The 25854-nt window shown below is 39.8% G+C and carries 23 protein-coding genes and 1 pseudogene; 21 read left to right on the top strand and 3 right to left on the bottom strand.

Annotated elements, in window-relative coordinates; genetic code table 11:
* Window positions 1-22 precede the first annotated feature (22 nt).
* The 14 genes and pseudogenes from MKX82_RS05200 (at window position 23) to MKX82_RS05265 (ending at window position 16558) form a co-directional block, all read left to right on the top strand.
* Window positions 23-1261, top strand: coding sequence for a sn-glycerol-1-phosphate dehydrogenase (locus tag MKX82_RS05200; protein WP_341075448.1), 1239 nt, complete (start codon window positions 23-25; stop codon window positions 1259-1261).
* Between the two features lie 507 nt (window positions 1262-1768).
* The gene (iolA, locus tag MKX82_RS05205) at window positions 1769-3238 is read left to right on the top strand and encodes a methylmalonate-semialdehyde dehydrogenase (protein WP_233317164.1); all 1470 of its coding nucleotides are present in this window, start codon (window positions 1769-1771) and stop codon (window positions 3236-3238) included.
* 84 nt (window positions 3239-3322) lie between these two features.
* Complete coding sequence (iolB, locus tag MKX82_RS05210; RefSeq protein WP_341075451.1) at window positions 3323-4141, top strand: 5-deoxy-glucuronate isomerase; 819 nt, start codon at window positions 3323-3325, stop codon at window positions 4139-4141.
* A gap of 18 nt (window positions 4142-4159) precedes the next feature.
* Window positions 4160-5155, top strand: a complete 996-nt coding sequence (iolC, locus tag MKX82_RS05215; protein ID WP_233317162.1) for a 5-dehydro-2-deoxygluconokinase — start codon at window positions 4160-4162, stop codon at window positions 5153-5155.
* Window positions 5156-5166: 11 nt separating this feature from the next.
* Complete coding sequence (gene iolD, locus MKX82_RS05220; RefSeq protein ID WP_237941013.1) at window positions 5167-7077, top strand: 3D-(3,5/4)-trihydroxycyclohexane-1,2-dione acylhydrolase (decyclizing); 1911 nt, start codon at window positions 5167-5169, stop codon at window positions 7075-7077.
* A 15-nt stretch (window positions 7078-7092) separates the two neighbouring features.
* Window positions 7093-8007 (top strand): myo-inosose-2 dehydratase, encoded by a 915-nt coding sequence (gene iolE, locus MKX82_RS05225; protein ID WP_233317160.1) that lies wholly within the window; start codon window positions 7093-7095, stop codon window positions 8005-8007.
* Window positions 8004-9425 carry a sugar porter family MFS transporter gene (locus MKX82_RS05230; RefSeq protein ID WP_233317159.1) on the top strand — a complete coding sequence of 474 codons (1422 nt, stop codon included), beginning with the start codon at window positions 8004-8006 and terminating at the stop codon, window positions 9423-9425. The genes iolE and MKX82_RS05230 overlap by 4 nt, the downstream gene beginning before the upstream one ends.
* Window positions 9426-9487: 62 nt before the next feature.
* Window positions 9488-10525, top strand: coding sequence for a Gfo/Idh/MocA family protein (locus MKX82_RS05235; protein WP_237942257.1), 1038 nt, complete (start codon window positions 9488-9490; stop codon window positions 10523-10525).
* A gap of 90 nt (window positions 10526-10615) precedes the next feature.
* Entirely contained in the window at window positions 10616-11491 is an 876-nt protein-coding gene (locus tag MKX82_RS05240; RefSeq protein WP_233317157.1) for a sugar phosphate isomerase/epimerase family protein, read from the top strand.
* Window positions 11492-11505: 14 nt separating this feature from the next.
* Entirely contained in the window at window positions 11506-12351 is an 846-nt protein-coding gene (locus MKX82_RS05245) for a sugar phosphate isomerase/epimerase family protein (RefSeq protein ID WP_233317156.1), read from the top strand.
* Window positions 12352-12387: 36 nt separating this feature from the next.
* Window positions 12388-13257, top strand: coding sequence for a class II fructose-1,6-bisphosphate aldolase (gene fba, locus MKX82_RS05250; RefSeq protein ID WP_341075471.1), 870 nt, complete (start codon window positions 12388-12390; stop codon window positions 13255-13257).
* A 196-nt stretch (window positions 13258-13453) separates the two neighbouring features.
* Entirely contained in the window at window positions 13454-15127 is a 1674-nt protein-coding gene (treC, locus tag MKX82_RS05255) for an alpha,alpha-phosphotrehalase (RefSeq protein WP_341075474.1), read from the top strand.
* A gap of 69 nt (window positions 15128-15196) precedes the next feature.
* Window positions 15197-15625 (top strand): annotated as a pseudogene (locus MKX82_RS05260) (PTS sugar transporter subunit IIA); the annotation flags it as partial.
* Between the two features lie 117 nt (window positions 15626-15742).
* The gene (locus MKX82_RS05265; protein ID WP_233317153.1) at window positions 15743-16558 is read left to right on the top strand and encodes a histidinol-phosphatase; all 816 of its coding nucleotides are present in this window, start codon (window positions 15743-15745) and stop codon (window positions 16556-16558) included.
* 37 nt (window positions 16559-16595) lie between these two features.
* Here the strand turns inward: MKX82_RS05265 and MKX82_RS05270 are convergent, their stop codons facing one another.
* Window positions 16596-17564, bottom strand: coding sequence for a Gfo/Idh/MocA family protein (locus MKX82_RS05270; RefSeq protein WP_341075480.1), 969 nt, complete (start codon window positions 17562-17564; stop codon window positions 16596-16598).
* 245 nt (window positions 17565-17809) lie between these two features.
* Here MKX82_RS05270 and MKX82_RS05275 point away from each other — a divergent pair, with 245 nt between their 5' ends.
* Window positions 17810-19522, top strand: coding sequence for a methyl-accepting chemotaxis protein (locus tag MKX82_RS05275; RefSeq protein ID WP_341075482.1), 1713 nt, complete (start codon window positions 17810-17812; stop codon window positions 19520-19522).
* 73 nt (window positions 19523-19595) lie between these two features.
* On the opposite strand, the gene MKX82_RS05280 is transcribed toward MKX82_RS05275, so the two are convergent.
* On the bottom strand, window positions 19596-19943 hold the full coding sequence (locus MKX82_RS05280; RefSeq protein ID WP_237941024.1) for a hypothetical protein: 348 nt from the start codon (window positions 19941-19943) through the stop codon (window positions 19596-19598).
* A gap of 173 nt (window positions 19944-20116) precedes the next feature.
* Here MKX82_RS05280 and MKX82_RS05285 point away from each other — a divergent pair, with 173 nt between their 5' ends.
* The 4 genes from MKX82_RS05285 (at window position 20117) to MKX82_RS05300 (ending at window position 23439) form a co-directional block, all read left to right on the top strand.
* A complete protein-coding gene (locus tag MKX82_RS05285) occupies window positions 20117-21139 on the top strand; it encodes a C45 family peptidase (protein WP_341075485.1) in 1023 nt (340 codons plus the stop codon).
* Between the two features lie 125 nt (window positions 21140-21264).
* Window positions 21265-22479 (top strand): Bcr/CflA family multidrug efflux MFS transporter, encoded by a 1215-nt coding sequence (locus MKX82_RS05290; protein WP_233317148.1) that lies wholly within the window; start codon window positions 21265-21267, stop codon window positions 22477-22479.
* Window positions 22480-22617: 138 nt separating this feature from the next.
* Window positions 22618-23052, top strand: a complete 435-nt coding sequence (locus tag MKX82_RS05295) for a MarR family winged helix-turn-helix transcriptional regulator (RefSeq protein ID WP_233317147.1) — start codon at window positions 22618-22620, stop codon at window positions 23050-23052.
* 90 nt (window positions 23053-23142) lie between these two features.
* Entirely contained in the window at window positions 23143-23439 is a 297-nt protein-coding gene (locus MKX82_RS05300) for a putative quinol monooxygenase (RefSeq protein ID WP_233317146.1), read from the top strand.
* Between the two features lie 42 nt (window positions 23440-23481).
* Here MKX82_RS05300 and MKX82_RS05305 read toward each other — a convergent pair whose 3' ends face one another.
* Window positions 23482-23874, bottom strand: coding sequence for a tautomerase family protein (locus tag MKX82_RS05305; protein ID WP_233317145.1), 393 nt, complete (start codon window positions 23872-23874; stop codon window positions 23482-23484).
* Window positions 23875-24037: 163 nt separating this feature from the next.
* Here MKX82_RS05305 and safA point away from each other — a divergent pair, with 163 nt between their 5' ends.
* Both safA and MKX82_RS05315 read left to right on the top strand, forming a co-directional pair.
* The gene (gene safA, locus MKX82_RS05310; protein WP_233317144.1) at window positions 24038-24628 is read left to right on the top strand and encodes a SafA/ExsA family spore coat assembly protein; all 591 of its coding nucleotides are present in this window, start codon (window positions 24038-24040) and stop codon (window positions 24626-24628) included.
* A gap of 270 nt (window positions 24629-24898) precedes the next feature.
* A complete protein-coding gene (locus tag MKX82_RS05315) occupies window positions 24899-25783 on the top strand; it encodes a cation diffusion facilitator family transporter (RefSeq protein ID WP_233317143.1) in 885 nt (294 codons plus the stop codon).
* The last annotated feature ends 71 nt before the right edge of the window (window positions 25784-25854 follow it).

The raw sequence follows: 25854 nt of genomic DNA on the forward strand, positions 1-25854 counted from the left end.
GGTGTTAGAGGAGGAGTTTGCAATGGAAAATTTTGTTGCCGAAATTCATGATCTATTTAAAACATGCAGCTGCGGAAATCATCATAATGACATACCGATTGAAACAATTATGGCAGAGAACGGAGCTCTGAACAAAGTAGCTTCCTTCCTGGCTGAAAAGTCATTTATCAGTCCGAAAATCGTTGCTGACAGCAATACGATGACTGCGGCGGGAGATAAATTGACAGAGCTGCTTAACTCAGCAGGTTTAGCGGTAACATCCTGTGAAGTAACTCCAGATGAGAACGGAGATGTAGTAGCAGATGAAAAGGCACTTGTTCAAGTGCTGCTTGAAACAGGGAGAAACAGCGATTGTATGATAGCAGTCGGTTCAGGGACAATTCATGATATTACCCGCTTTTGCAGCGCTACATTAAATATACCATTCATTTCTATACCTACTGCACCTTCCGTTGATGGATTTACTTCACTGGGAGCGCCGCTCATTGTTAGGGGTGTGAAGAAAACATTTCAAATGACATCACCTATTGCAGTATTTGCTGATATTGATGTCTTAAAAAAGGCACCGAAAGAGATGATTGCAGCAGGTGTCGGCGATATGATTGCCAAGTACACGTCTCTAGCTGATTGGAAGTTTGAGCGTTATGCAGCGGATGTTCCTTATTGTGAGCTTTCTGCTGAATTAACTCAGCTCGCATTGGATGAATGTGTTGCCAATATCGAAAAAATAGCGAAAGCAGAGGACGAAGGCATCACCATCTTAATAGAAAGTCTTATCAAGTCAGGCATCGCCATGCTTGTCTTCGGGCAATCACATCCAGCTTCAGGAGGAGAACATCATTTATCTCATTATTGGGAAATGGACCTTTTGAAAAACAATCGTCCCCAAGTCCTGCATGGAGCGAAGGTTGGCGTTACTACTATATTGTTAAGCTCCATATATAAGAGTGAGTTTCTTAATGAACTGGACAATATATTAGAGAATGGCGAAATACAAGCAAAGCATGGTAAAGTGTTGGCTAATTTAAGAGAGAATAAAGACAAAGTGAAAGAAATACTTGAAGCGATACCTGATCCTGAAAGCACTAAAAGGCTGATTGAAAATTTAGGTGGGCCAGTTTTGCCAAATGAACTAGGCATCTCGGAGTCATTAGTGCACGACAGTCTAAAACATGCTCACCATCTTAGAGACCGTTACACAGTCTTGAAGTTTTTGAATGTAGTGTTACAAACAGAGTATGATTTTGCGGCAAAAGCATAATACAAAAAAACCTGCTGTTTAAAACAGCAGGTTTTTTTGTATTTGAATGGTTAACTTTTGAATATCTATCCAAAACTGTTGTGAAAATAAGTACCAAGAATCATTTTCAATAAAAACAAAAATAAATAGAGGAAAACACCTTTATTTGTAAAATATTTAGGTTGGTAGACAATTTTTTCAGTATTTACAGCTCTTATTCACTATTAATAACAAAAATGCACCAGAGATAGACAGGAAACCTATCCTTTTTATCTCTTTATCTCCAAAAATATGAAAAAATAAAGAGGAAAACGGTTGACTGAAAGCGTTATCCGTATTATGATGTAATCATAAATTATCAAAACATAACCAAAACATAACAACAAGATGATGATAGTATGAATAAGTTTTCCCAATATATTTATGAACTGCAGTATCAGCAGACAGAATAAAGTGAGAAGGGAAGCAATACAATCAACTTATTAGCTGTTCAAACAGCCGAAATAATATCTGGAGGAGGAAATGAAGATGTCTACAGTTACAGCAGAAAAACTGAAAAACTATATTAATGGTGAGTGGGTTGAAAGCAATACTTCTGTTTACGAAGAGGTATTTAACCCTGCTACAAAAGAAGTCATCGGTCGTGTTCCTATTTCCACTAAGGAAGATATTGAGCAGGCAACAGAAGCTGCAAAGGCAGCATTTGAAAAATGGAAGAATGTCGCGGTGCCAAGAAGAGCTAGAATATTATTCAACTATCAGCAGCTGCTTATGAAAAATAAAGAAGAGTTGGCAAGGCTGATTACAATTGAAAATGGAAAAAACTTAACAGAGGCTTTGGGAGAAGTACAAAGAGGAATTGAGAATGTAGAATTCGCAGCAGGTGCACCAACATTAATGATGGGTGACTCACTTGCTTCCATTGCAACAGATGTTGAAGCGACAAACTATCGTTACCCAATCGGTGTAGTCGGCGGAATTGCACCATTCAACTTTCCAATGATGGTGCCATGCTGGATGTTCCCAATGGCAATTGCTCTTGGCAATACTTTCATCTTAAAGCCATCTGAGAGAACACCGCTGTTAACAAGAAGATTAGTAGAGTTGTTCACAGAAGCAGGATTACCTAAAGGGGTATTCAATGTAGTTTATGGAGCACATGATGTTGTAAACGGCATCTTGGAGCATCCTGAAATTAAAGCAATCTCTTTCGTCGGCTCAAAGCCGGTTGGTGAGTATGTTTATAAAAAAGGTTCAGAGAACTTAAAGCGTGTTCAAGCACTGACAGGTGCAAAAAACCATACAATCGTCCTGAATGATGCTAACTTGGAAGAAACAGTCACTAATGTTGTTTCAGCTGCATTCGGTTCAGCTGGTGAACGCTGCATGGCATGTGCTGTCGTTACAGTAGAAGAAGGCATTGCAGATGAGTTTATGGCTGCATTAAAAGCGAAAACAAGCAGCATCAAAATTGGAAACGGCTTGGAAGACGGTGTGTTCTTAGGTCCTGTTATCAGAGAGGAAAATAAACAAAAAACATTAGGTTATATCGAAAAAGGTATTTCCGAAGGCGCAAACTTGATTGCAGACGGTCGACAAAATGCTCCAGAAGAAGGATATTTCGTTGGACCAACAATCTTTGATAATGTCACAACAGATATGACAATCTGGAAAGAAGAAATATTTGCTCCTGTATTGTCCGTCATCCGTGTGAAAAACTTAAAAGAAGCAATTGATATTGCGAACCAATCAGAGTTTGCTAACGGTGCCTGCTTGTTTACATCCAATGCATCTGCCATTCGCTACTTCAGAGAAAACATTGATGCAGGTATGCTTGGCATTAACCTGGGAGTACCAGCGCCGATGGCATTCTTCCCATTCTCAGGCTGGAAGTCTTCTTTCTACGGAACACTTCATGCAAACGGCAAGGATAGTGTAGATTTCTATACTCGCAAAAAAGTAGTTACAGCAAGATATTTGGCACCGACTTTTGATTGATAGATAGAATGAGAGTTTTTGTGAATTTTTTGGCCTCGATCAGAGTGGAAAACTCTGATCGTAAGGCTTAAGGAGGAAAAACGTATGAGTCAACTGCTGCGAAAATTTCAGCATACGGAAGCAATCGATGGTGTAAAAGTTATTCATAATGTTACGCAAGAAAACTCCCCGCTAAAATATGTTGGTTTTAAATTAATTGAATTATCCCAAAATGCTCAATACAAAGAGACGCTCGGTTTAGAAGAATGCTGCATTGTTGCTGTAACAGGAAAAATTACTGTCAGTGACGGCACAGCTGTATTTGAGAATATCGGCACTCGAGACAGCGTGTTTGAACGGATTCCAACAGACAGTGTCTATGTTTCTAATGGGAATGAATTCACAATCTCTGCAAACAGCAGAAATGCTAGAGTAGCCCTATGTTATTCCCCTTCTGATGAGGCAAAGCCAACGAAGTTGATTAAAGCAGAAGAAAACAGTGTAGAGCATAGAGGGAAATTTAATAACCAGCGCCTTGTCCATAATATCCTTCCCGATTCGCATCCTGCAGCCAACAGCCTTCTCGTTGTTGAGGTCATCACAGAAACTGCGAATTGGTCAAGCTATCCGCCCCACAAACATGACCAGGATAATTTGCCAGAGGAATCATTTTTGGAAGAAACATACTACCATGAAATCGATCCAAGACAAGGATTCCTGTTTCAACGCGTATACACTAATGACCGATCATTAGATGAGACGATGGCAGTTGAAGATGGTGATGTAGTAATTGTGCCTAAAGGTTATCATCCTGTTGGTGTGCCGGATGGTTATACATCTTACTATTTAAATGTCATGGCAGGACCGACAAGAATTTGGAAATTCAATAATGATAAAGACCATGAATGGATTTTAAACCGCTAAATTAGGAGGATGCTACCAATGAAATATGAATTCAATTCAGATAAAGAGTTTGACTTAATAGCAATCGGCAGAGCCTGCATCGACTTAAATGCAGTGGAATATAACCGTCCAATGGAAGAGACGATGACATTTTCCAAGTATGTAGGAGGATCACCGGCAAATATAGCAATTGGCAGCAGCAAACTAGGCTTAAAAGCTGGCTTTATCGGAAAAATTGCTGATGATCAGCATGGCCGCTTTATCAAGAGCTATATGCAGGGTGTTGGCATAGATGTTTCTAACATAGTGACAGACACAGAAGGTCATAAGACAGGCCTTGCCTTTACAGAAATCAAAAGTCCTGATGAATGCAGTATCCTCATGTACCGTGATGATGTAGCAGATTTATATCTTGAGCCTTCTGAAGTAAACGAAGAATATATCAAAAGAGCAAAGCTGCTGCTTGTATCTGGAACAGCTCTAGCTGCAAGTCCTTCTAGAGAAGCTGTAATTAAAGCAGTCCAACTAGCTAAGAAGAATGGCGTTAAGGTAGCGTTCGAACTAGATTATCGTCCATATACATGGAAATCACAGGAAGAAACAGCTGTTTATTATTCTCTTATTGCAGAGCAAGCGGAAATTATTATTGGTACACGTGATGAGTATGATGTGATGGAAAACAGGAAAGATGGCCGTAATCATGAAACAGTGCAGCATCTTTTTGGCCAAAGTGCTGAATTAATTGTCATTAAGCATGGTGTTGACGGATCATACGCTTATGTGAAATCAGGTGATGTCTTCAGAGCGCAAGCGTATAAGACGAATGTATTAAAAACCTTTGGAGCTGGAGATTCCTATGCATCTGCCTTCTTGTATGCATTAATTTCCGGCAAGGAGATCGGCGAAGCTCTGAAATACGGAAGTGCGTCCGCTTCTATTGTAGTAAGCAAGCACAGTTCATCTGAGGCGATGCCGCAAGTGGAAGAAATTGAGGAACTGATTGCGAAAAATGAAAAGATTGAAGCATCAAGATAGGAGGCAAAAGAATGGAAACGATTCGTTTGACAACTGCACAAGCGCTGGTCAAATTTTTGAATCAGCAGTATATCCATGTTGATGGTAATGAGTTTCCTTTTGTAGAAGGAATCTTCAATGTATTTGGTCACGGAAATGTATTAGGAATTGGTCAAGCCCTGGAACAGGACCGAGGACATTTAAAAGTGATTCAAGGTAAGAACGAACAAGGGATGGCACATGCTGCTATTGCTTACAGCAAGCAAATGCTCAGACAGAAGATATTTGCTGTTTCCACTTCTTCAGGTCCTGGCTCAGCAAATGTTATTACGGCAGCTGCCACAGCGCACGCTAATAATATTCCTGTTTTATTTATTCCGGCAGACACTTTTGCATCAAGACAGCCAGACCCTGTTTTGCAGCAAATGGAGCAAGAGTACAGCATTGCAGTAACAACAAATGATGCATTTTTGCCAGTTTCCCGCTACTGGGACCGCATTACTCGCCCGGAACAGCTGATGTCAAGTTTGCTGCGCGCATTTGAAGTGATGACAGATCCAGGGAAGGCTGGCCCGGCAACGATTTGTATCGCTCAAGATGTCGAAGGGGAAGCCTTTGATTATGATGTGAAGTTCTTTGAGAAAAGAGTGCATTATGTTGACCGGAAAGCCCCTCATGAGCGTGAGCTCGACGGTGCTGTCAAGCTGATCCAATCCTCTAAAAAGCCGCTTATTTTAGTAGGCGGAGGCGCGAAATATTCAGAGGCAAGAGAAAGCTTAATCGCATTTTCTGAAAAATACAACATCCCGCTCGTTGAAACACAGGCAGGCAAATCGACAGTAGAAAGTGACTTCAAAAACAATCTTGGCGGTATGGGTATTACTGGTACTCTTGCTGCTAATAAAGCAGCAAAAGAAGCAGATCTCATTATTGGTATTGGTACAAGATATACCGATTTTGCGACATCCTCCAAAACGGCCTTTGATTTTGCTTCAGCTAAGTTTTTAAACATTAACGTAAGCAGAATGCAAACATATAAATTTGATGCATTCCAAGTCGTAGCAGATGCAAAAACAACACTCGACCGGTTATTCCCGCTTCTTGAAGGCTATGAAAGCGAATTCGGAAGCAGAATCGGCCAATTGAAAGATGAGTGGCTTGCAGAAAGAGAGCGATTAGGCAAGGTTGAATTCAACCGTGAAGCATTTAATCCTGAGATTAAAAACCACTTTTCACAAGAAATTCTGAATGAATATGCTAACGCTCTTAATACAGAGTTAGCCCAAACAACAGCATTGCTAACTATTAATGATAGTGTTGCAAAAGACAGTACGGTTATCTGTTCTGCTGGTTCTCTGCCAGGCGACTTGCAGCGCTTATGGCATTCTAGTACCCCGAACACATACCATCTTGAATACGGATATTCCTGTATGGGCTATGAAATTTCTGGAGCATTAGGTGTGAAATTAGCTGATCCATCAAAAGAAGTTTACTCCTTTGTCGGAGACGGAAGCTTCCTCATGCTGCATTCAGAGCTTGTGACATCACTGCAATATAAGCAAAAAATTAATGTTCTCTTGTTTGATAATTCAGGGTGGGGCTGTATCAACAACCTGCAAATGGATCATGGCAGCGGCAGCTTCGATTGTGAGTTCCGCGATGCTGATAATCAGATTATGAACATTGATTACGCTAAAGTTGCAGAAGGCTATGGAGCAAAGGTTTATCGTGCCAACACAGTCGAGGAATTGAAAGCAGCTATAGAAGATTCGAAAAAACAAGATATTTCTACCTTGATTGAAATGAAAGTGCTGCCAAAGACAATGACAGACGGCTATGACAGCTGGTGGAATGTTGGGGTGGCTGAAGCCTCTAACATGGAAAGTGTCCAAAAAGCTAATGACTCCAGGAAGGCGAAACTTCAAGAAGCAAAACAATATTAAAAGGGGAGAATGGGGATGGGGAATCAAATCTTATGGGGTATTGCACCGATTGGCTGGCGCAATGATGATATTCCCGAAATTGGTGCCGGCAATACGTTGCAGCACTTGCTTAGTGATATTGTAGTTGCAGGTTTTCAAGGAACAGAAGTAGGCGGCTTTTTCCCAGAACCGAGTGTCTTGAATAAGGAGCTTGGTTTGCGAAACTTAAAGATAGCTGGGAAATGGTTCTCAAGTTACATCATCCGAGACGGCATGGATTCAGCGGCAGAAGCGTTCCATGAGCATTGCAAATATTTACAAGAAGTGAATGCGTCTGTTGCTGTTGTGTCTGAACAGACCTACAGCGTGCAAGGCACTTCAGAAAATGTATTTTTGACAAAGCCCTTCTTTACCGATCAAGAATGGAGACTGTTGTGCAGCGGCTTGAATGAGCTCGGTAAAATTGCTGAAACTTATCAATTGAAGCTTGTCTATCATCATCATATGGGAACAGGGGTTCAGACATTAGCGGAAATAGACCGTTTGATGGATCATACAGATGCCAATCATGTACACCTTCTTTATGATACTGGCCATATATTCGTATCTGACGGAGATTATATGACATTGCTTATGAAGCACAGAGACCGTATCAAGCATGTTCATTTTAAAGATGTCAGAGAAAATGCGCTTACTGAATGCAGTAAGGAAGGCTTGTCCTTTCTGCAATCCTTCCTTCGGGGCATGTTTACAGTACCTGGGGATGGCTGTATTGACTTTACAGAAGTGTATGCCTACTTGCTTGAGACGAATTACAGCGGCTGGATTGTGATTGAAGCAGAACAAGATCCCGCAGTCGCAAATCCTTTAGAATATGCTCTTATCGCCAGAAATTATATAAATAAGAAATTGCTTGTCCAAACATACACGGAAAAGGGGAATGTTGTATGACTACAAGCAAGGATACCCATAAAAAACACTTGAAGAAAATCACCATTATTTCTACATTCGGGGGGCTGCTGTTCGGTTATGATACAGGCGTCATAAATGGGGCCCTCCCCTTTATGTCAGAAGAAGATCAGTTGAATCTTACTCCCTTTACAGAAGGGCTTGTCACAAGTTCTCTCTTGTTCGGAGCTGCTTTTGGAGCAATGTTTGGCGGCAGATTATCTGATCATCATGGCCGGAGGAAGAATATTCTTTATCTTGCTATCTTGTTTATCTTTGCTACATTAGGCTGTACTTTTGCACCAAGTGTAGAATTGATGGTTACCTTCCGCTTCATTTTAGGTCTTGCTGTCGGCGGAGCTTCGGTAACAGTACCTGCTTTCCTGGCAGAAATGTCGCCTGCTGAAAACAGGGGAAGAATGGTTACACAGAATGAGCTAATGATCGTATCAGGGCAGCTGCTCGCATTTACTTTCAATGCTATTTTAGGAAATACACTAGGTGATACAGCTCATGTCTGGCGATATATGCTTGTCATTGCATCCCTTCCTGCTGTATTTCTATGGTTTGGAATGCTCGTTGTCCCGGAAAGTCCGCGCTGGCTTGCTTCTAAAGGCAGAATCGGCGATGCACTGCGCGTGCTGCAAAAGGTAAGAGCAGAAGCAAGAGCACAAGCAGAACTGAAAGAAATTGAGAAATCGCTTGAAGATCAGTCTCAAATGAAAAAAGCGACTTTTAAAGATTTGAATGTTCCATGGGTTCGAAGAATTGTGTTTATTGGTTTGGGGATTGCTGTTGTACAGCAAATAACAGGCGTTAACTCAATCATGTATTATGGAACAGAAATCTTAAAGGATGCTGGTTTTGAGACAAGAGCAGCTTTAATAGGAAATATTGCAAACGGTATCATATCGGTTGTTGCTACGTTTGTCGGAATCTGGCTCCTAGGTAGGGTCGGCCGCCGTCCAATGTTGATTACAGGTCAAATCGGCACAACCATCGCCTTGCTGTTAATCGGAATCTTTTCTCTTACGATGGAAGGATCACCAGCATTGCCATATATCGTCTTATCCTTAACTGTAACCTTTTTAGCCTTCCAGCAAGGAGCTATCTCACCAGTGACTTGGCTCATGCTTTCGGAAATTTTCCCGCAAAGGCTTAGAGGACTTGGAATGGGAGTGACAGTGTTTTGCTTGTGGATCACGAACTTCTTAGTTGGCTTGCTGTTCCCTGTATTAATGGCAGGAATTGGACTGTCCACAACATTCTTCGTTTTTGTCGGATTGGGAATCATTGCGATTGCGTTTGTTAAGAAGTATTTGCCGGAAACAAAGGATCGCTCCTTAGAGCAATTAGAACAGGAATTTCGCAACTACGGGAAGAACCTCTCAGATGATGATGCAATACCAGAAGCGAAATAAGTTTTTTTGTAAGCGTATACCAAAGGATAGAAAAGAAACTAATCGAAAAGAGGATGAGAGATATGACATTGAATATCGGGGTAATTGGCACAGGTGCTATTGGGCGTGAACATATTAAAAGAATTACAAACACACTGTCAGGCGGAAAAATCGTAGCTGTTACAGATGTAAATCAAGAGTCGGCAAAACAGGCTGTTGAGCAATATGGTTTAGATGCTGTCGTTTATCCAGATGATGTATCATTAGTTGCAGCAAATAACGTGGATGCTGTTTTTGTAACAAGCTGGGGACCTGCCCATGAAGCAAGTGTGCTCGCAGCTATTAGTGCAGGTAAATATGTGTTTTGTGAAAAGCCTTTGGCAACAACAGCAGAAGGCTGCATGAGAATAGTAGAAGCAGAAATGAAGCATGGCAAACGACTAGTGCAAGTTGGATTTATGCGCCGTTATGACAGCGGCTATGTTCAGCTGAAAGAGGCAATTGATAATAAATTTATTGGAGAGCCATTATTAATTCATTGTGCTCACCGCAATCCGGAAGTTAATGAAATGTATACAACAGATATGGCAATCTCAGACACATTAATACATGAAATTGATGTTCTTCATTGGCTAGTAGATGATGACTATAAATCTGTGCAAGTTCTATTTCCAAGAAAATCTAAATACGCACATGAAAACTTAAGAGATCCACAAATTGTCCTATTAGAAACACATTCAGGCATTATCATAAATGTAGAAATCTCCGTTAATTGCCAGTATGGCTATGATATTCAATGTGAGGTAGTTGGTGAAGACGGGATTGTGAAGCTTCCTGAATTCCAAAGCATCACATACCGCAAAAATGCTACATTAGGTTCTAATATATTAGTAGATTGGAAGCAGCGCTTTCTTGATGCCTATGATACAGAGCTTCAGGATTTTATGGATTCTATTAAAAAGACTGGAGAACCAAACGGCCCGACAGCATGGGATGGCTATATCGCTCAAGTGACTGCAGATGCATGTATTAAATCCCAGCAATCAGGCGAAAGAGAAGAAGTTGTTCTAGCGGATAAACCAGATTTCTATAAAAAAGGATTATCAGCAGCAAGTCTATAATTTATAAGTATAAGTTTCTGCATGGTTGAGGGGATTTATTTCCCCCTCACAAGCATATTTATAATTTTCAAAGGGAAGAGGTTAAAAAATATGAGATTAGCATACGATCCATCACACTTTAGGGATAATACAGGTTTAAAGGAAACAATCGACAATGTAGCAAGACTCGGCTACGAATATGTAGAGCTTTCTCCGCGCAAGGATTTCATCTGGTTTTACGAATATCCAAAAGTTGATAAGCAGCTAATCAAGGATTTGAAGAGATACTGTTCAGATGCAGGGGTGAAAATTTCATCTGTTTTGCCTGTACAGCAATGGTCTTCCCCAAATGAATTAGAACGGCAGGCTGCTGTGAGGAACTGGAAACGATGCATTGAAATCACATCTGATTTAGGTGTTGATTTAATGAACAGTGAATTTGCCGGCGATAAAACCCGCCCAACCGAAAGTGAAGCATCCTTCATTCGCTCCATGGATGAGCTTATGCCTATTTTCGAAAAGGAAGGAATTGCCCTTAATCTGCAATCACATCCTCATGACTTCATTGAATTGAATATTGAGGCTGTTCGAATGATTCGCGCGTTAGATAAGGATTGGATTAAGCTTGTTTACTCTGTGGCACATGCTTTCTTTTATGATGACGGCATCGGCGATATCGGAAAACAGCTGGATGAGGCAAAGGACTTGCTGGCACATGTATTGATTGCAGATACGCTGAACCATAAAGCAGCATTTGGCTTGCGCTATATCGTCAATCCGCCGAATGCTAATGTGACTGTTCATCAGCACTTGAACCCAGGCGAAGGCGAAATTGACTTTGATACACTATACCGCAAGCTGAGAGAATTCAATTTCAACGGCATTATCACAAACTCTGTTTTTGCTTATCCGGATAAACCAGATTGGTCCAATGAAGTGACATTGAGATCCATTAAAGAAGGATTAGGATTGTCAGCAGTTAAATAAGGAGGATTGTCAGAATGAAAATAGGATTAAATCAAGGGACAACATTGGAAAACTCAAGCTTAGAGAAGGATTTAGAGCTTTGTGAGAAATACGGCTATGACTATATAGAAATCAGATCAATCGACCAGCTGAAAGACTACTTAAAAACACATACACTTGAAGATTTAGCCCAGTACTTTCAAACTCATCATGTAAAGCCGCTCTCATTAAATGCACTAGTGTTCTTTAATAATCGCACAGAGGAAGAATATGCAGCATTGCGTGAAGAGTTTCAGGAAATGCTTGAGATTTCAAAAGTAATTAATTGTAAGAATATTGTTGTAGTACCGCTTGTTTCTGAACAGAAGATTCTGCGTAAAGACATTATCAACAGCAGTGTCGAGACTTTACGAGATTTGTCTGACTTGGCAGAGCCATATGGAGTGAAACTAGCAATTGAATTTATCGGCCATCCACATGCCACTATCAACACATTGGAATTCGCCAATGAAGTGGTCAAGGAAGTCGACAGACATAATGTTGGCATCGTGTTTGATACATTCCAATATTATGCGATGAATTCTACGCTGGAAAGCTTGAAAAACACAGATTCTGAAAAGATATTTATCTTTCATATTAATGACGTCGAAGATTATCAGCCTGGTATTTTAATGGATGTTGACCGAGTATGGCCAGGGCATGGAGCCATTGATTTAGACAGCATTATCCCTATCTTAAAGAATAAGGGTGTAGACCATGTGTCTGTTGAACTCTTCCGACCAGAATACTATCAGCTTGATGCGGAAGAAGTTATCAAGACTGCAAAGGAAACAACACTTCAAGTGCTTGCTAAGCATTTTGAAGCGGAAAAAGCTCTGTAAGTTTTAGGGGGAAAATAAATAGATGGAGGTGTAGCAATGGCGATTGTTTCGATGCATGATATGTTGAGAAAAGCGAAAGAAGAAAAGTATGCTGTCGGTCAATATAATATGAACAGCTTTCAGTGGGTTCAAGCAATTCTGCAGGCAGCCGAAGCTGAGCAAGCACCTGTCATTGTTGCCGCTTCCGACCGGTTAGTTGATTATTTGGGAGGCTTTAAAATAATTGCAGCAGGTGTATCTGCATTAGTAGAAGAATTAGAAATCACTGTGCCTGTAGCTCTCCATTTAGATCACGGCAAAAGCGTAGCAAGATGCAAGCAAGCGATTGATGCAGGCTTTAGTTCGGTCATGATTGACGGCTCCCATTCACCTATTGAAGAAAATATCAGGATGACAAGAGAAGTCGTTGATTATGCTAGGAACTTTGGTGTTTCTGTCGAAGCAGAGGTAGGAACGGTCGGCGGAAATGAGGATGGTTTAATCGGAGGTATTTCCTATGCAGATCCAAATGAGTGTTTGCAGCTTGTCAATGAAACTGGTATTGATGCACTGGCAGCAGCATTAGGATCTGTTCATGGACCGTATAAAGGAGAGCCAATCCTTGGCTTTAAGGAAATGGAGCATATTTCTCGGATTACAAATGTTCCGTTAGTCCTGCATGGCGGGTCGGGAATTCCGCTCCATCAAATCCAAAGATCGATTGAACTAGGTCATGCAAAAATAAACGTTAATACAGAATGTCTGCAGGCATGGGCTCAGGCTGTACGAGAGCTTCTCGTCCAGGATGACAAAGTATATGATGCGAGAACGATACTTGCACCTGGGCAAGCAGCGATCATAGCAACGGTGAGAAGCAAAATGAAAGAATTCGGAACAAGCCGGAAAGCTGTAAAGCTCAAAGCGTAAAGGAAATATGTAAATATTGGATGAAGACAAAGCTTATTGTGAAACCTAATCACAATAAGCTTTTTTGATTTTGTCAGAAGAAATCAAAAATGAAAACGCATTATTTTTTAATTGACAACATGTATATACATGTTATCATAAATATATAACCTGTATATACAGGGTTCATAAATGTAAATAATGGCGGTGTATATAGATGAATCAAACATGGTGGGAAAAGGCAGTTGTATATCAAATATATCCGAAAAGCTTCAATGATACTACTGGTAACGGTGTCGGTGATATTCAAGGCATTGTGGAAAAATTGGACTATTTGCATGAGCTTGGTGTAGATGTCATATGGTTAACACCAATTTATGCTTCTCCTCAAAGAGATAATGGCTACGATATTAGTGATTATTTCTCCATTCATCCTGAATACGGGACAATGGAGGATTTCGATGTATTGCTGAGTGAGGCTCATAAAAAAGATATTAAGGTTATTATGGACATTGTCGTGAATCATACGTCAACAGAGCATGAATGGTTCAAACAGGCGGCTTCCTCGAAAGATAATCCGTATCGAAATTATTATATTTGGAAAGACGGTAAAGAAGATGGAAGTGCACCGAATAATTGGCAGTCAAAGTTTGGCGGAAATGCATGGCAATATGATGAAAAAACAGGGCAGTATTATCTTCATTTGTTTGATGTCACACAAGCTGATTTAAACTGGGAAAATGAAGAAGTTCGCCATAAAATCTATGAAATGATGAACTTTTGGTTTGAGAAGGGCGTCGATGGCTTCCGCCTTGATGTTATCAACTTAATTTCAAAAAATCAGCAATTTCCAGATGACAATGTGGGGGACGGAAGAAGATTTTATACCGACGGACCAAGAGTGCATGAATTTATTCATGAGATGAACAAGGAAGTCTTCTCAAAATATGATTCTATGACAGTTGGCGAAATGTCATCTACAACATTAGAGCATTGTATTCAATATTCCAACCCGACGCGGGAAGAGCTTAGCATGACTTTTAATTTTCATCATTTAAAGGTTGATTATCCGAATGGAGAAAAGTGGGCGCTGGGCGATATGGATTTCCTTTCCTTAAAGAAAATATTATCTGATTGGCAGACAGGCATGAATAAAGGCGGAGGCTGGAATGCGCTGTTTTGGTGTAATCATGATCAGCCCCGGGTCGTTTCAAGATATGGCAATGATCAAAAATACCATAAGGAATCAGCGAAAATGCTTGCTACAGTCATTCACATGATGCAGGGAACGCCTTATATTTACCAAGGAGAAGAGTTTGGGATGACAGACCCTAAATTCGATTCTATTGAAGATTACCGGGATGTTGAATCAATCAATATGTTTCAACTATTAAAGCAAGCGGGAAAAATAGAAGAGGAAATCCTCGAAATATTAAGACGTAAATCTCGTGATAACTCAAGAACTCCTGTACAATGGAATGCAGAGGCAAATGCTGGCTTTACAACAGGAACACCGTGGATAAATACAGCTAGAAACTATCATGAAATAAATGCAGAAGCAGCCTTAAAGGATTCTGATTCGGTCTTCTATCATTACCAAAAGTTGATATCATTGAGAAAAGAGTACGATATTGTTACAAATGGCGATTATGAGCTATTGCTTCCAGATCACCAGCAGCTTTTTGCATATGTTCGTTCCAATGATAACGAAAAGCTGATTGTGGTTAATAATTTTTATGGAGAGCCTATTTCATTCGAATTGCCTGACACATTAGAGGTTGAAGGTTATACAAAAACCATGCTGTTATCTAATTACTCTGACTCAAAAGAGGATCTAGAAAATATCGAATTACGTCCTTATGAATCAATTGTGTTTTATTTAAAGAAATGACGTTCGTCCTAAATTCATGGAGGTGCTAGTATGTTCAAAAACCTGTTTAAGAAAAACCAGTCAAATGCAGATGAGAATTCCTTTATTCTTCCATTAGAAGGAAGACTTCTTCCTATTGAAGAAGTGCCAGACCCAGTCTTTTCCCAGAAAATGATGGGAGACGGTGCAGCCATTGATCCAACAAATGGCACACTAATCTCACCGGTTAATGGAACAGTTATTAATGTTTTTCCTACAAAGCATGCCATTAGTCTGTCAGATAACAACGGCAGAGAAATTCTCATTCATGTAGGATTGGATACAGTTACTTTAAAAGGGGAAGGCTTCACATCCTTTGTTACGGACGGTCAAAAAGTGAAGCAAGGTGAGAAATTAATGGAAATAGATTTTGAGGCAATTAAGGACAAGGTGCCGTCTGTTATTACACCAATTATTTTCACAAACCTAAAGGAAAATGAAAAGGTAGTTATAGAGGATAACCAGATAAAAATTGTGTAATTGATGCGGGCATGGAGAATTCTCCATGCCTTTTTTTATAGTCCGCCTCACATGACAGTACGATTCAGATTCGTATATACTTAGTTTACAAGATAAAAAGCAAGTGAGGAGAGGCATATGAACAGCATCTTATTTGATTTGCATACACACCATGACAGATGTGGCCATGCAATTGGTAAAATCGAAGAGTATATTCAGGCAGGGATTGAGAAAGGGCTGCATTATATTGGCATATCAGATCATTCTCCTTTGTTCTTTCATAAAGAAGACCAGCCGTTTCCACGGTACTCCATGGGGAAAAGTGAGTTTGTTCACTATGTGGAAGAGGTCCTCAAGCTGAAGGAAGCCTATAAGGACAAAATTCATGTTCTGCTTGGAGTGGAAAGTGATTATTATCCACATCTTCTTCATATGTACAAAAAAGAATATGATAAATATCCATTTGATTATATTATCGGTTCTGTTCATTATGTGAATGGAAAGAGTATTTTTGATAAAAGCAGATGGCCAGGGCTTACTGCTTCACAGCAAGTTCAAGAGAAGGAAGATTATTACCGATTAATTCAAGGATCAGCCAAAAGCGGTGTTTTCCAAATCCTTGGTCATATTGATGCAATGAAAGGTTATTATCCTGCCTTTTCAGCCATTGAAACACCAATCTTAGATGAGACACTGAAAATTATTGGCGAATCAGGTGTATCCATTGAAGTGAACACATCAGGAAAAATGAAGGATGTGGGCGGCTGGTATCCAGCTGATGACATGTTAGAACGTGCCTTTTATTATAATGTCGATATAACATTTGGATCCGATTCTCATCATCCTGACCGAATCGGCGATGATTTGTTCGCTGTCCAGAAGAAGCTGAAACAGATTGGATATCAAGAAATGGTCTATTATGTTGGCCAGAAAAGGCAAACAGCACCACTATAAAAGAGAGAGGAATGCAGAACAACTGCATTCCTCTTTTTTATTCAAATGGATAACGTATACCCCATTGATTGCGAACATCTGTCATAATTTCCATCACATCAACCGTTAATGGCAATGTGCTTTCCTTTTCTTTTTCTGCAACAAATCGCTCCATATCTTCAATTTCATAATGCAAAGCTTTACTGCTCTCTCCTGCTTCCACCGTCTCTTGTGTACCATCTAAATAATGAATGGTTGCCTTATCGGCTCTAGGAAAATCAGGAACCATGATATAGCCGTTGTCGCCAGCGATAATGCCAAGCTTTTGTGTTCTGGCTCTCATTGCAAGTGTGACGACAGCCATTTCGTCTTCTTTGTTTTTTAGGATAATTCCTGACTGTTCATCTGCACCTGTTGAATATTTATTAACGGTTGTCAGAATCTCATGAGGCTGGCTTGAAAGAAAGGATCTAGCAAATGAAAGAGCATATGTACCGATATCAAGCAAGGCCCCGCCTGCCAAATCCATATTAAAATAACGGTCTGTAGGATCATCTTCCTTAGAGCTGCCAAACAGCACATTAACCATTTTCAATTTGCCGATACTGCCTGAAGTGATCCGATGACGCAATTCTTTATACAGCGGCATATGGTAAATAGTCATTGCTTCTGCTAGTACAAGCTGTTTGTCTGCAGCTAGCTTTACTGCAGCAAGAAGCTGCTCAGAGCTAACCGTAATTGCTTTCTCACAAAAGACATGTTTATTGTTTTCTAGGCTTTTCATAATGAATTCATAGTGGTTTGAGTGCGGGGTTGCAATATAGACAACATCTATTTTGTCATCGTGAAGCATTTCCTCATAACTTCCGTATGCCTTTGCAACATTATATTGCTTTGCAAACTGCTCTGCTTTTTCTAATGTTCGTGAACCGACTGCATAGATGCTCCCGTGCATGTCATTTAACGCTCTTGCAAAATCAGCAGCGATACTGCCAGGTCCAAGGATTGCCCAATTTAATTTTTTCATCTACTGTCACCTCTTAAATAGTTTCATAGCCCGAAACCTATATAGAATAATTCCCTATATTATTCCATTGTAAACCATTTACGTAAGTGATTACCAATCCTGCAACTTGAATTTTAAACCAAATATTATAACTAATTTGTACATTATTTGCAAGAATAATAAATTTTATAAAGTGCTAATGTTTAAGGTAGAGTTGGACGATAGAGCAAGTAGGGGAGATAAATATAAAATGAGGAGCGAAAGGCATGAAAGTGATAAAAAACAGTAAAATTTCTATTAAAATATTAATGATCATTATATTCAGTGCTATATCATTAATTACAGTCGGAATTTATGCTATTAATGGTATGAAAAACATGGCTGACGGATCTGAAGAGATGTATAATGACCGCCTAATACCAAACACATGGGTGGCTAAAATAGTAAGCGACGATCAGGCGACAGATCGGTTTGTTTTAGAGCTGATGTTAAATGAGGATGACATAAGAAATAGTCAGCTTAATGAAATGTACAAGAAAACAACTGACGAAATAGATCAGTATGTAAGCAAATTAGACCAGCTGGATTTGTCTTCAGAGGAACAGACAGCGCTTGATCAATATAAACAGTCACTGACTGAAATCAGTGAAACAACAAATGAAGCTTTAGCATTAGCATTGGACAATAAAAATGCAGAAGCATATCGTCTTTATTCTGAAGAAGTAATAAGAAAACGGGAAGAAATGACAGATTTGCTCGAATCATTACAAAAGGCAAATGAAGACCAGGCAAGTAAAATCGCACAGGAAAACAAAGATAATTACAGTACAACGCTTGTGCTTTCCATCAGCATTATTGCGGTATTTCTAGTGCTGTCTGTATTATTCGGTCTCTATATTTCACGGACAATCACAAATCCAATTAAAAAGCTAAAAGGTTTAATGGAAAGTGGAGAAAATGGCGATTTCTCTCAAAGATCTGACTATGCATCGAAGGATGAAGTAGGCTCTCTGTCTTTAAGCTTCAATAGTATGGCTGACGGAATCAAAGAGCTTGTGGAAACAATCGGTGAAACATCTCAAGCTCTCGCTTCCTCTTCTGAGGAATTAAGTGCAAGCTCAGAGGAAAGCAGCAAAGCGAGTGAGCATATCTCAGAGACGATTCAGGAGCTTGCATCAAGCTCAGAGAATCAAATGAGATTAATGGCATCAAGCTCAGAGGGAATTAACAATGTAACGGCAAGCACGGAAAAAATCTCCGAAAACGCAGAAAAAGTAGCGCAAACAGCCTCCTCTACAGCTGAAGCGTCAAAAGAAGGGCTGCAAAACATTGAGGAAGTAACAGCTCAAATGAATTCGATTAATACAAATGTTGGGAACTTAGCTATGTCTATTGATACGTTGGAAGGACGTATTAAAGAAATCGGCGAAATCACAAAGGCAATTACGGACATCTCTTCACAGACAAACTTGCTTGCACTTAATGCAGCTATTGAAGCTGCAAGAGCAGGAGAGCAAGGCAAGGGCTTTGCTGTAGTAGCCGATGAAGTAAGAAAGCTGGCTGAACAGTCTGCCCAATCTGCAGAGCAGATCACAAGTCTTATCGGTCAAATTCAAGGCGATACAAGAGTTACGATTCAATCTATGTCAAGTGCAAAAAATGAAGTTGATTTAGGCTTAAACATTGTGAAAAATGCAGGAGAATCCTTCGGTAAAATAGAAGTGTCTGTTCTGGACTTAGTCAGCTTGTTTGAGAATGTGTTCACTTCGTTGAAAGAATTGAAGGAGAATACAGAAGTTATTAATGTATCGGTAATGGAAGTAAACAGCATGGCAGGGGAAGCGGCAGCAAATACTGAAAATGTGTCCGCTGCGACAGAAGAGCAAGTGGCGTCAATGGAAGAGATTGCAGCATCGTCGTCTTCTCTAGCAAATCTTGCCGAAAGCTTGCAAGAACTTATCCAGAAGTTTAAAGTGTAAATCACGTATCCCCTAAAAAGGCAAAGGCAGCAACGCTGCTTTGCCTTTTTTTATGCGTCCATATTCAGGTCAATTATACCTCTAGTATGGCAGCATTCTCAAAACCAGTGTTTTTAATGATACGATTAAATTGCATTTTAAGCATGGGGCTTTTGTTAATAATGAGAATCATGCTTTTGCATCCTGTTTCCTGGTAAACACGGAAACAGCGCTCCATATATGGAATCATTGCCTGTGTCAGCACATCAATATCTAAACAGTTAATTCTTAATGTGTGCTCACAAGATGGGATGCAATTTACCTGTAAAGCGTATTCAGCAAGAAACTCCTCTACCTTTTCAGGTGTAAAAGTCCCCGCAATAATCATATCAATTGATTTGGCTGAGGGATTCACTGTAATTTCAAATTTTCCACTGTTCATGTCCCTAGAATCTCCTTATTAGATGATGCAGCCTCCTCTTAAAACGAAGAAAGTTTTTATTTCTGTTCTCAATGAGCAAAAATTGACAGGTCTCATCAGTCTGTCGGATATAAACTAATTATAATAGCAGTGCAAGCTTGCTCTGCTACAATTTTAATTTAGGGGGCATATAAATGACAACTTTCAAGGCTTATATTTGGCAGCTGAGAAAAAGTTCCTTTGAAATCGGTAAGGATTATGGAGTTTTCTTGAAGAAACAGCCAGATTTGCTGACTATGTATAAACATGTAACAAAAGAAACGATTGATTGGCGCAATATGGAAGCCATCTATAGGGAACTTGCTCCACATCTTCTAGAGGAGCTTCAAGGTGTGGCAGAAAAGCTAGAAGTTAGCTATACATCGGCTGCAGCCTGTTTTAGCGGTTATGATGTCCCAAAGACAAAAGCAATGGGCTGTACAACGCTCATTGATAATGGTGTTTATACAAGAAACTATGATTTTTCGCCCCTTTTATATGATGGCATTTTTTCCATGATTCAAACCAACAGTCAGTACGCTTCAGCGGGGTACAATTTACAGCTGCTTGGAAGGCATGACGGCGTAAATGAAAAAGGGCTTGTAATTGGTTTGCATTTTGTCAGCAATGAAGGATATAGAAAAGGAGTTTCCCCATGGGTAAGCTGCAGAATAGTGCTGGATAACTGTTCGACCGTGGAGGAGGCTGTCTGTTTATTAAAATTAATTCCTCATGCGGCTTGCTATAATTTCTCCATTGGTGATGAAAAAGGAAATATGGCAACTGTGGAAACCTGTCCCGAAAAAGTGGAAGTTCTTTGGGGGAATGGCTCACTAGCATGTACAAATCACTTCAAGCATAAGAAGATGACCACAAAAAACCGTACAAATATAGCGGGATCGCTTCAAAGGCAGACTCATTTGGAGAAATTGATGGGAAGCAGCTGGAATCAGACTAAATTATTTGAGCATTTCAGTGAGGACACATCTCCGCTGTTTTTCACAGATTATCAGGACTTCTTCGGAACCATTCATACTTTCTCTTATGCTTTCGATCAAGGCTTAATTAAGACTGCTCTTGCTAAAAGCGCTCATCCGTTAGTGCTTGATTTTAAAAAGTGGGTGGGGGGAGATGACATTGTTGAGTCAGTGCTGACAGGGGAAATCAACGAAGGTTAGCATAATCCTTAGTATATAGAAATATTTTATCTAAAAATAACGATTTCAGCTATTCAAAGGGAGGATATCAAGTTATGATAGAAGCTAGCAAAAGTTAATTAAAAATATAGGAAGGTGGAAAGATTTTGTCCGATGTACTGGAAAGAAATAAAAGGCTGCGTTTAGCATTCCTGCTTGGTTCACTGGCTATTTTAGGTCCGCTTACGATCGATATGTACCTGCCATCCTTCCCGACCATTGTGAAGGATTACGGCACGACAGCCTCCCTAGTTCAGATTAGCTTGACTACCTGTCTGCTTGGCTTAGGAGCGGGCCAGCTAGTAATAGGGCCGATGAGTGATGTTATAGGACGGAGAAAACCTTTAGTCATTTTCCTGATTGTTTACTTAATCGCTTCTGTCATTTGTTCTTTTGCCCCAAATATTTACTTCTTTATTGTAGCACGCTTTGTCCAAGGCTTTTCAGCAGCCGGCGGGATTGTTATCTCAAGGGCGATTGTCCGCGATGTTTACAGCGGCAAGGAATTGACGAAATTCTTTGCGTTATTAATGCTTGTTAATAACTTGGGACCAATCTTAGCACCTGTCGCAGGAAGCACGATACTCAAGTTTGGCGATTGGAATGTTGTATTTCTTGTGCTTGCATGTGTAGGAGTAATCCTATCACTTACTGTTTCTTTGCGTCTTAAGGAAACATTGCCTCCTGAGAAACGAGTGCCGAGTAATATAGGGCAAATTTTGCGGAATTTCGGGACGCTTCTAAAGGATCGCCAATTCAGAGGATATGCACTTACACAAGGCTTTATTGTAGCAGGGATCTTTGCCTATGTTTCAGGGACACCGTTTGTTTATCAAAATATTTACGGCGTTTCGCCAACAACATTCAGTCTGCTGTTTGGAATGAACGGAATTGCTTTAATGATTGGCTCCCAGCTTGTCGGAAGGTTTGCAGATACTGTTTCTGAGAGGACTTTCCTGCAAATTGGCCTCCTTATTGCCAATCTTTCAGGTATTACCTTATTCATTGCCCTGTTGCTTCATGCCCCATTGCTAGCCATTGTTATTCCCATTTTCTTTTTTGTGTCGTCCATTGGAATTATTTCAACAACATCTTTCTCATTAGCGATGGAAACACAAGGTCATATTGCAGGAAGTGCATCTGCATTGCTCGGTTTGCTTCCATTTATTTTAGGATCCATATCCGCGCCTCTAGTAGGTATTGCCGGCGAGCAAACAGCCCTTCCGATGGGTGTGATTATGTTTTTAGCGAGCTTTTTGGCGCTGCTGTCTTATTACGGCTTTGTAAGAAGGGGCAGCCGTGTGGTTGGCTCACCACAGTAATTTGTACAGATGATAGATAAGCCGCTTCTTAAACAGAAGCGGTTTTTTGAATTAATTCTTTGACAATTGGAGAAAATAGGTTTATATTTGATGTATCAATTATTGACATGTCAACTAATTGTTTGGAAGGAGAATACCATGAGTAATGATTGCCTCATACAGCTCCAGATTTTTTATCAGCTGCAAAAGCTGAATAATAATGTAAATACAAAGTTTGAGTCCTGTTTAGGCTCCAGTCCGACAAGGATTGAGATCTTGCATTGCCTCTATAATGCTGATGAGATAAGCCAGAGTGCCCTGCAGAAGGAAGTTAACATTGATAATGCAGCAGTTACAAGGCATTTGAAACAGCTTGAAGCAGCAGGACTAATATCGCGCCGTAAAAAAGCGGAGGATAACCGTGTCACGTTAGTTAGTTTAACAGAAGGCGGCCGGGAGGAAATTACCGTTTCCCTTCAGGCGAAAAAAAGCTTTATTGAACAGACGTTAAACGGTTTTAGTTCAAGCGAGCAGGAAACATTGCTTGATATGCTCTCCCGCTTGAGTAAAAATGTGTCTACGGTTGAAATATAAGATAGCTTAGATACAGTTTAAGTGCGGCTGCCTGCCTTAAGCAAGTCAGCTGCAGCCGCTTATTATACAAATTATAAGGAGGAAATAACTATGTTCATTATTCACGCAAAAATGAAATTACAAGAAGGTAAAGAAGCAGCATTTTTAAATGAGGTACAAGCTTTAGTTAAAGCATCACAAGCAGAAGAAGGAAATGTTGCCTATAATCTTGTGAAAAGTGTAGAAGAAGAAAACACTTATTTAATGATTGAAGGCTGGAAAGACCAAGCTGCTATCGAAAGCCACAACAAAAGCAGCCATTTCCAAGGATTTGTTTCTAAAGCAGGCGAATATTTAGCTGCACCGCTTGAAGCAGAATTATACCATGCAGAGAAAATCGAAAGATAACAACATAACAAAAAGGGCAGAGAATCCACTCTGCCCTTTTTATTATGTCAACTTACCAGTCAAAAATTGTGCTTCTCCAAACCCAAAGCTCCAATCCTCATCATTGTTTATCGTAAAGGATACCATAACGTCATTTGGGGTAATCCCGCATTGGCGTTCAAGTTCATCTGTCAGGCTTTTATAAAATGTCTGTTTCTGATCAGGGGTGCGGTATCTGCTTGTCACACTTATTATGAGGACATTTTCACTTCTCGAAAAACCAAGCCCTGTATCCTCAATGACCATTTCATATGATTTGTGCTGGGAAACAATCTGATATCTGTCTCTTTCTGGCACCTGAAATGCCTCTACCATGACACGGTGAGATACATCAAGTATTTTTTTGATTTCTGTCTCAGATCTTCCTTCATACATATCGAAGCGTATTAACGGCATATTATCCTCCCCAATGTTTATGATTTAATATACCATAATATTATCATTAATTAATCAAGATGTCACCAACATATTATCTTTTTTCTGGAATAAGAATCGGGATATTTTTTTGAATATTTTTACCGGAAAAGACGCATCTTATCTTCGATAAGGAGGTGAAAACATGAAAAAACTAGTAATGGCGCTTCTGTGTTTATTTGCTGTTCCTACAATGGCTTTTGCTGATACATATACAGTCAAAAGCGGAGATTCTATGTGGAAAATAGCTGTTAAATATCAAATAGGCTTAAGGGAAATTATTGGAGCTAACCCTCAAATTAAAAACCCAAGCCTTATTTACCCTGGCCAAAGCTTAAACATTCCGAATATCGATTCTGTTAAAACAGTAGAACGTGAAGTAATTAGATTATGTAATATCGAAAGACAAAAAGCAGGCCTTGCTCCTTTAACAGAAAACTGGGAATTATCGAGAGTAGCAAGAGACAAGTCGATGGATATGGCACAAAAGAATTATTTCAGTCATACGAGTCCAACTTATGGATCACCTTTTGACATGATGAAAGCATATGGAATCAGCTATAGATCAGCTGGTGAAAATATTGCTAAAGGACAGACAACGGCGCAGCAGGTCGTAAATTCCTGGATGAATTCAAGCGGCCATAGAGCAAATATTTTAAGCAGCTCCTTCACTCAAATAGGTGTAGGTTACTATGCAACAGGACATCATTGGACTCAAATGTTCATTTCTAAATAAGCCTTTGGTTATTGCCGCCAACTTTCTAAAAATAGCAGGCGGCAATAATCCCTCTTATATCTAATTAACGATTCCTCTGTTTAAATTGAAGAAAATTTCCAATAATGAATGGTGTCTCATCTTTTTGGCTTTCCGTCATATAAACGGTTAACGTATCTGTATTTTGGCTAGGTGAATAGTTGTGGTAATGACCAACAATTTTTCTCTAGACCCATAAGGTTCGCGTTTGTTAAGATACAAAGGTGATTTTTTTAGAGGGGAAGTATTGCTTTGTCGACAAGAGAACGAATTGCGAAAAAAGTAGCTTGGATTAGCGTTATAAGCAATGTAATATTAACGATAGGAAAACTGGTAGTCGGCTGGGCGGCAAACAGTGACGCTGTGTTTGCAGATGGTATTCATTCAGCTGCAGATGTTTTTGCTTCTGTCATTGTATTGTTTGTTATTAAAATAGCAAACAAACCGGCAGATCTTGAACACCCATACGGACATGGAAAAGCGGAAATCATTGTTTCTGGAATTGTTGGAATTGTTCTGTTTGCGGTGTCTTTATATGTTGTTTATGAAGCAATCATCGGCCTGTTTCACCCGATTACAGCTCCGAATATACTTGCTATGTGGATTGCCATTATTTCATATGGCGCAAAGGAATACTTATACAGGTACAGCATGAAAATTGCTAATGACCAAAAAAGTAAAGCAATCGAGGCAATCGCGTATGATCATAAAGCAGATATTGTTGCAAGTATTGCAGCAGCAGCTGGTGTTATTCTCTCCATTATAGGAGATAAGTTCGACATCAAGCTTTTGCTGTTTGGCGATAAAGTTGCGAGTATTATTGTGGCATATTTGATTTTCAGAATATCGAGGGAAATGCTCAAAGAAGCTTTTGATATTCTGCTTGAGCGCAATATTGATTCTGCTATCTTAAGTGATTATGAGCAAATCATCTCTTCTTTTTCAGAGGTAAAAAGAATAGACCGGCTCAGAGCACGTGAACATGGTCATTATGTGCTTGTCGATTTGCGGATTTCTATCGATCATGACAAGACAATCAAGGAAGGGCATGATTTATCGAGAGAAATAAAGCAAAAGCTGATGAAAAAGCATGATAATATTGAAGAAGTGCTTATTCACTTAAATCCTTACTATTAAAACAGCCTGTGGACGCCTAAGTATGAAGGCAGCCACAGGCTGTTATGGTATAATGAAGGATATAGAAGGAC

This window comes from Niallia sp. FSL R7-0271, from assembly GCF_038005785.1.
Lineage (GTDB): Bacteria > Bacillota > Bacilli > Bacillales > Cytobacillaceae > Niallia.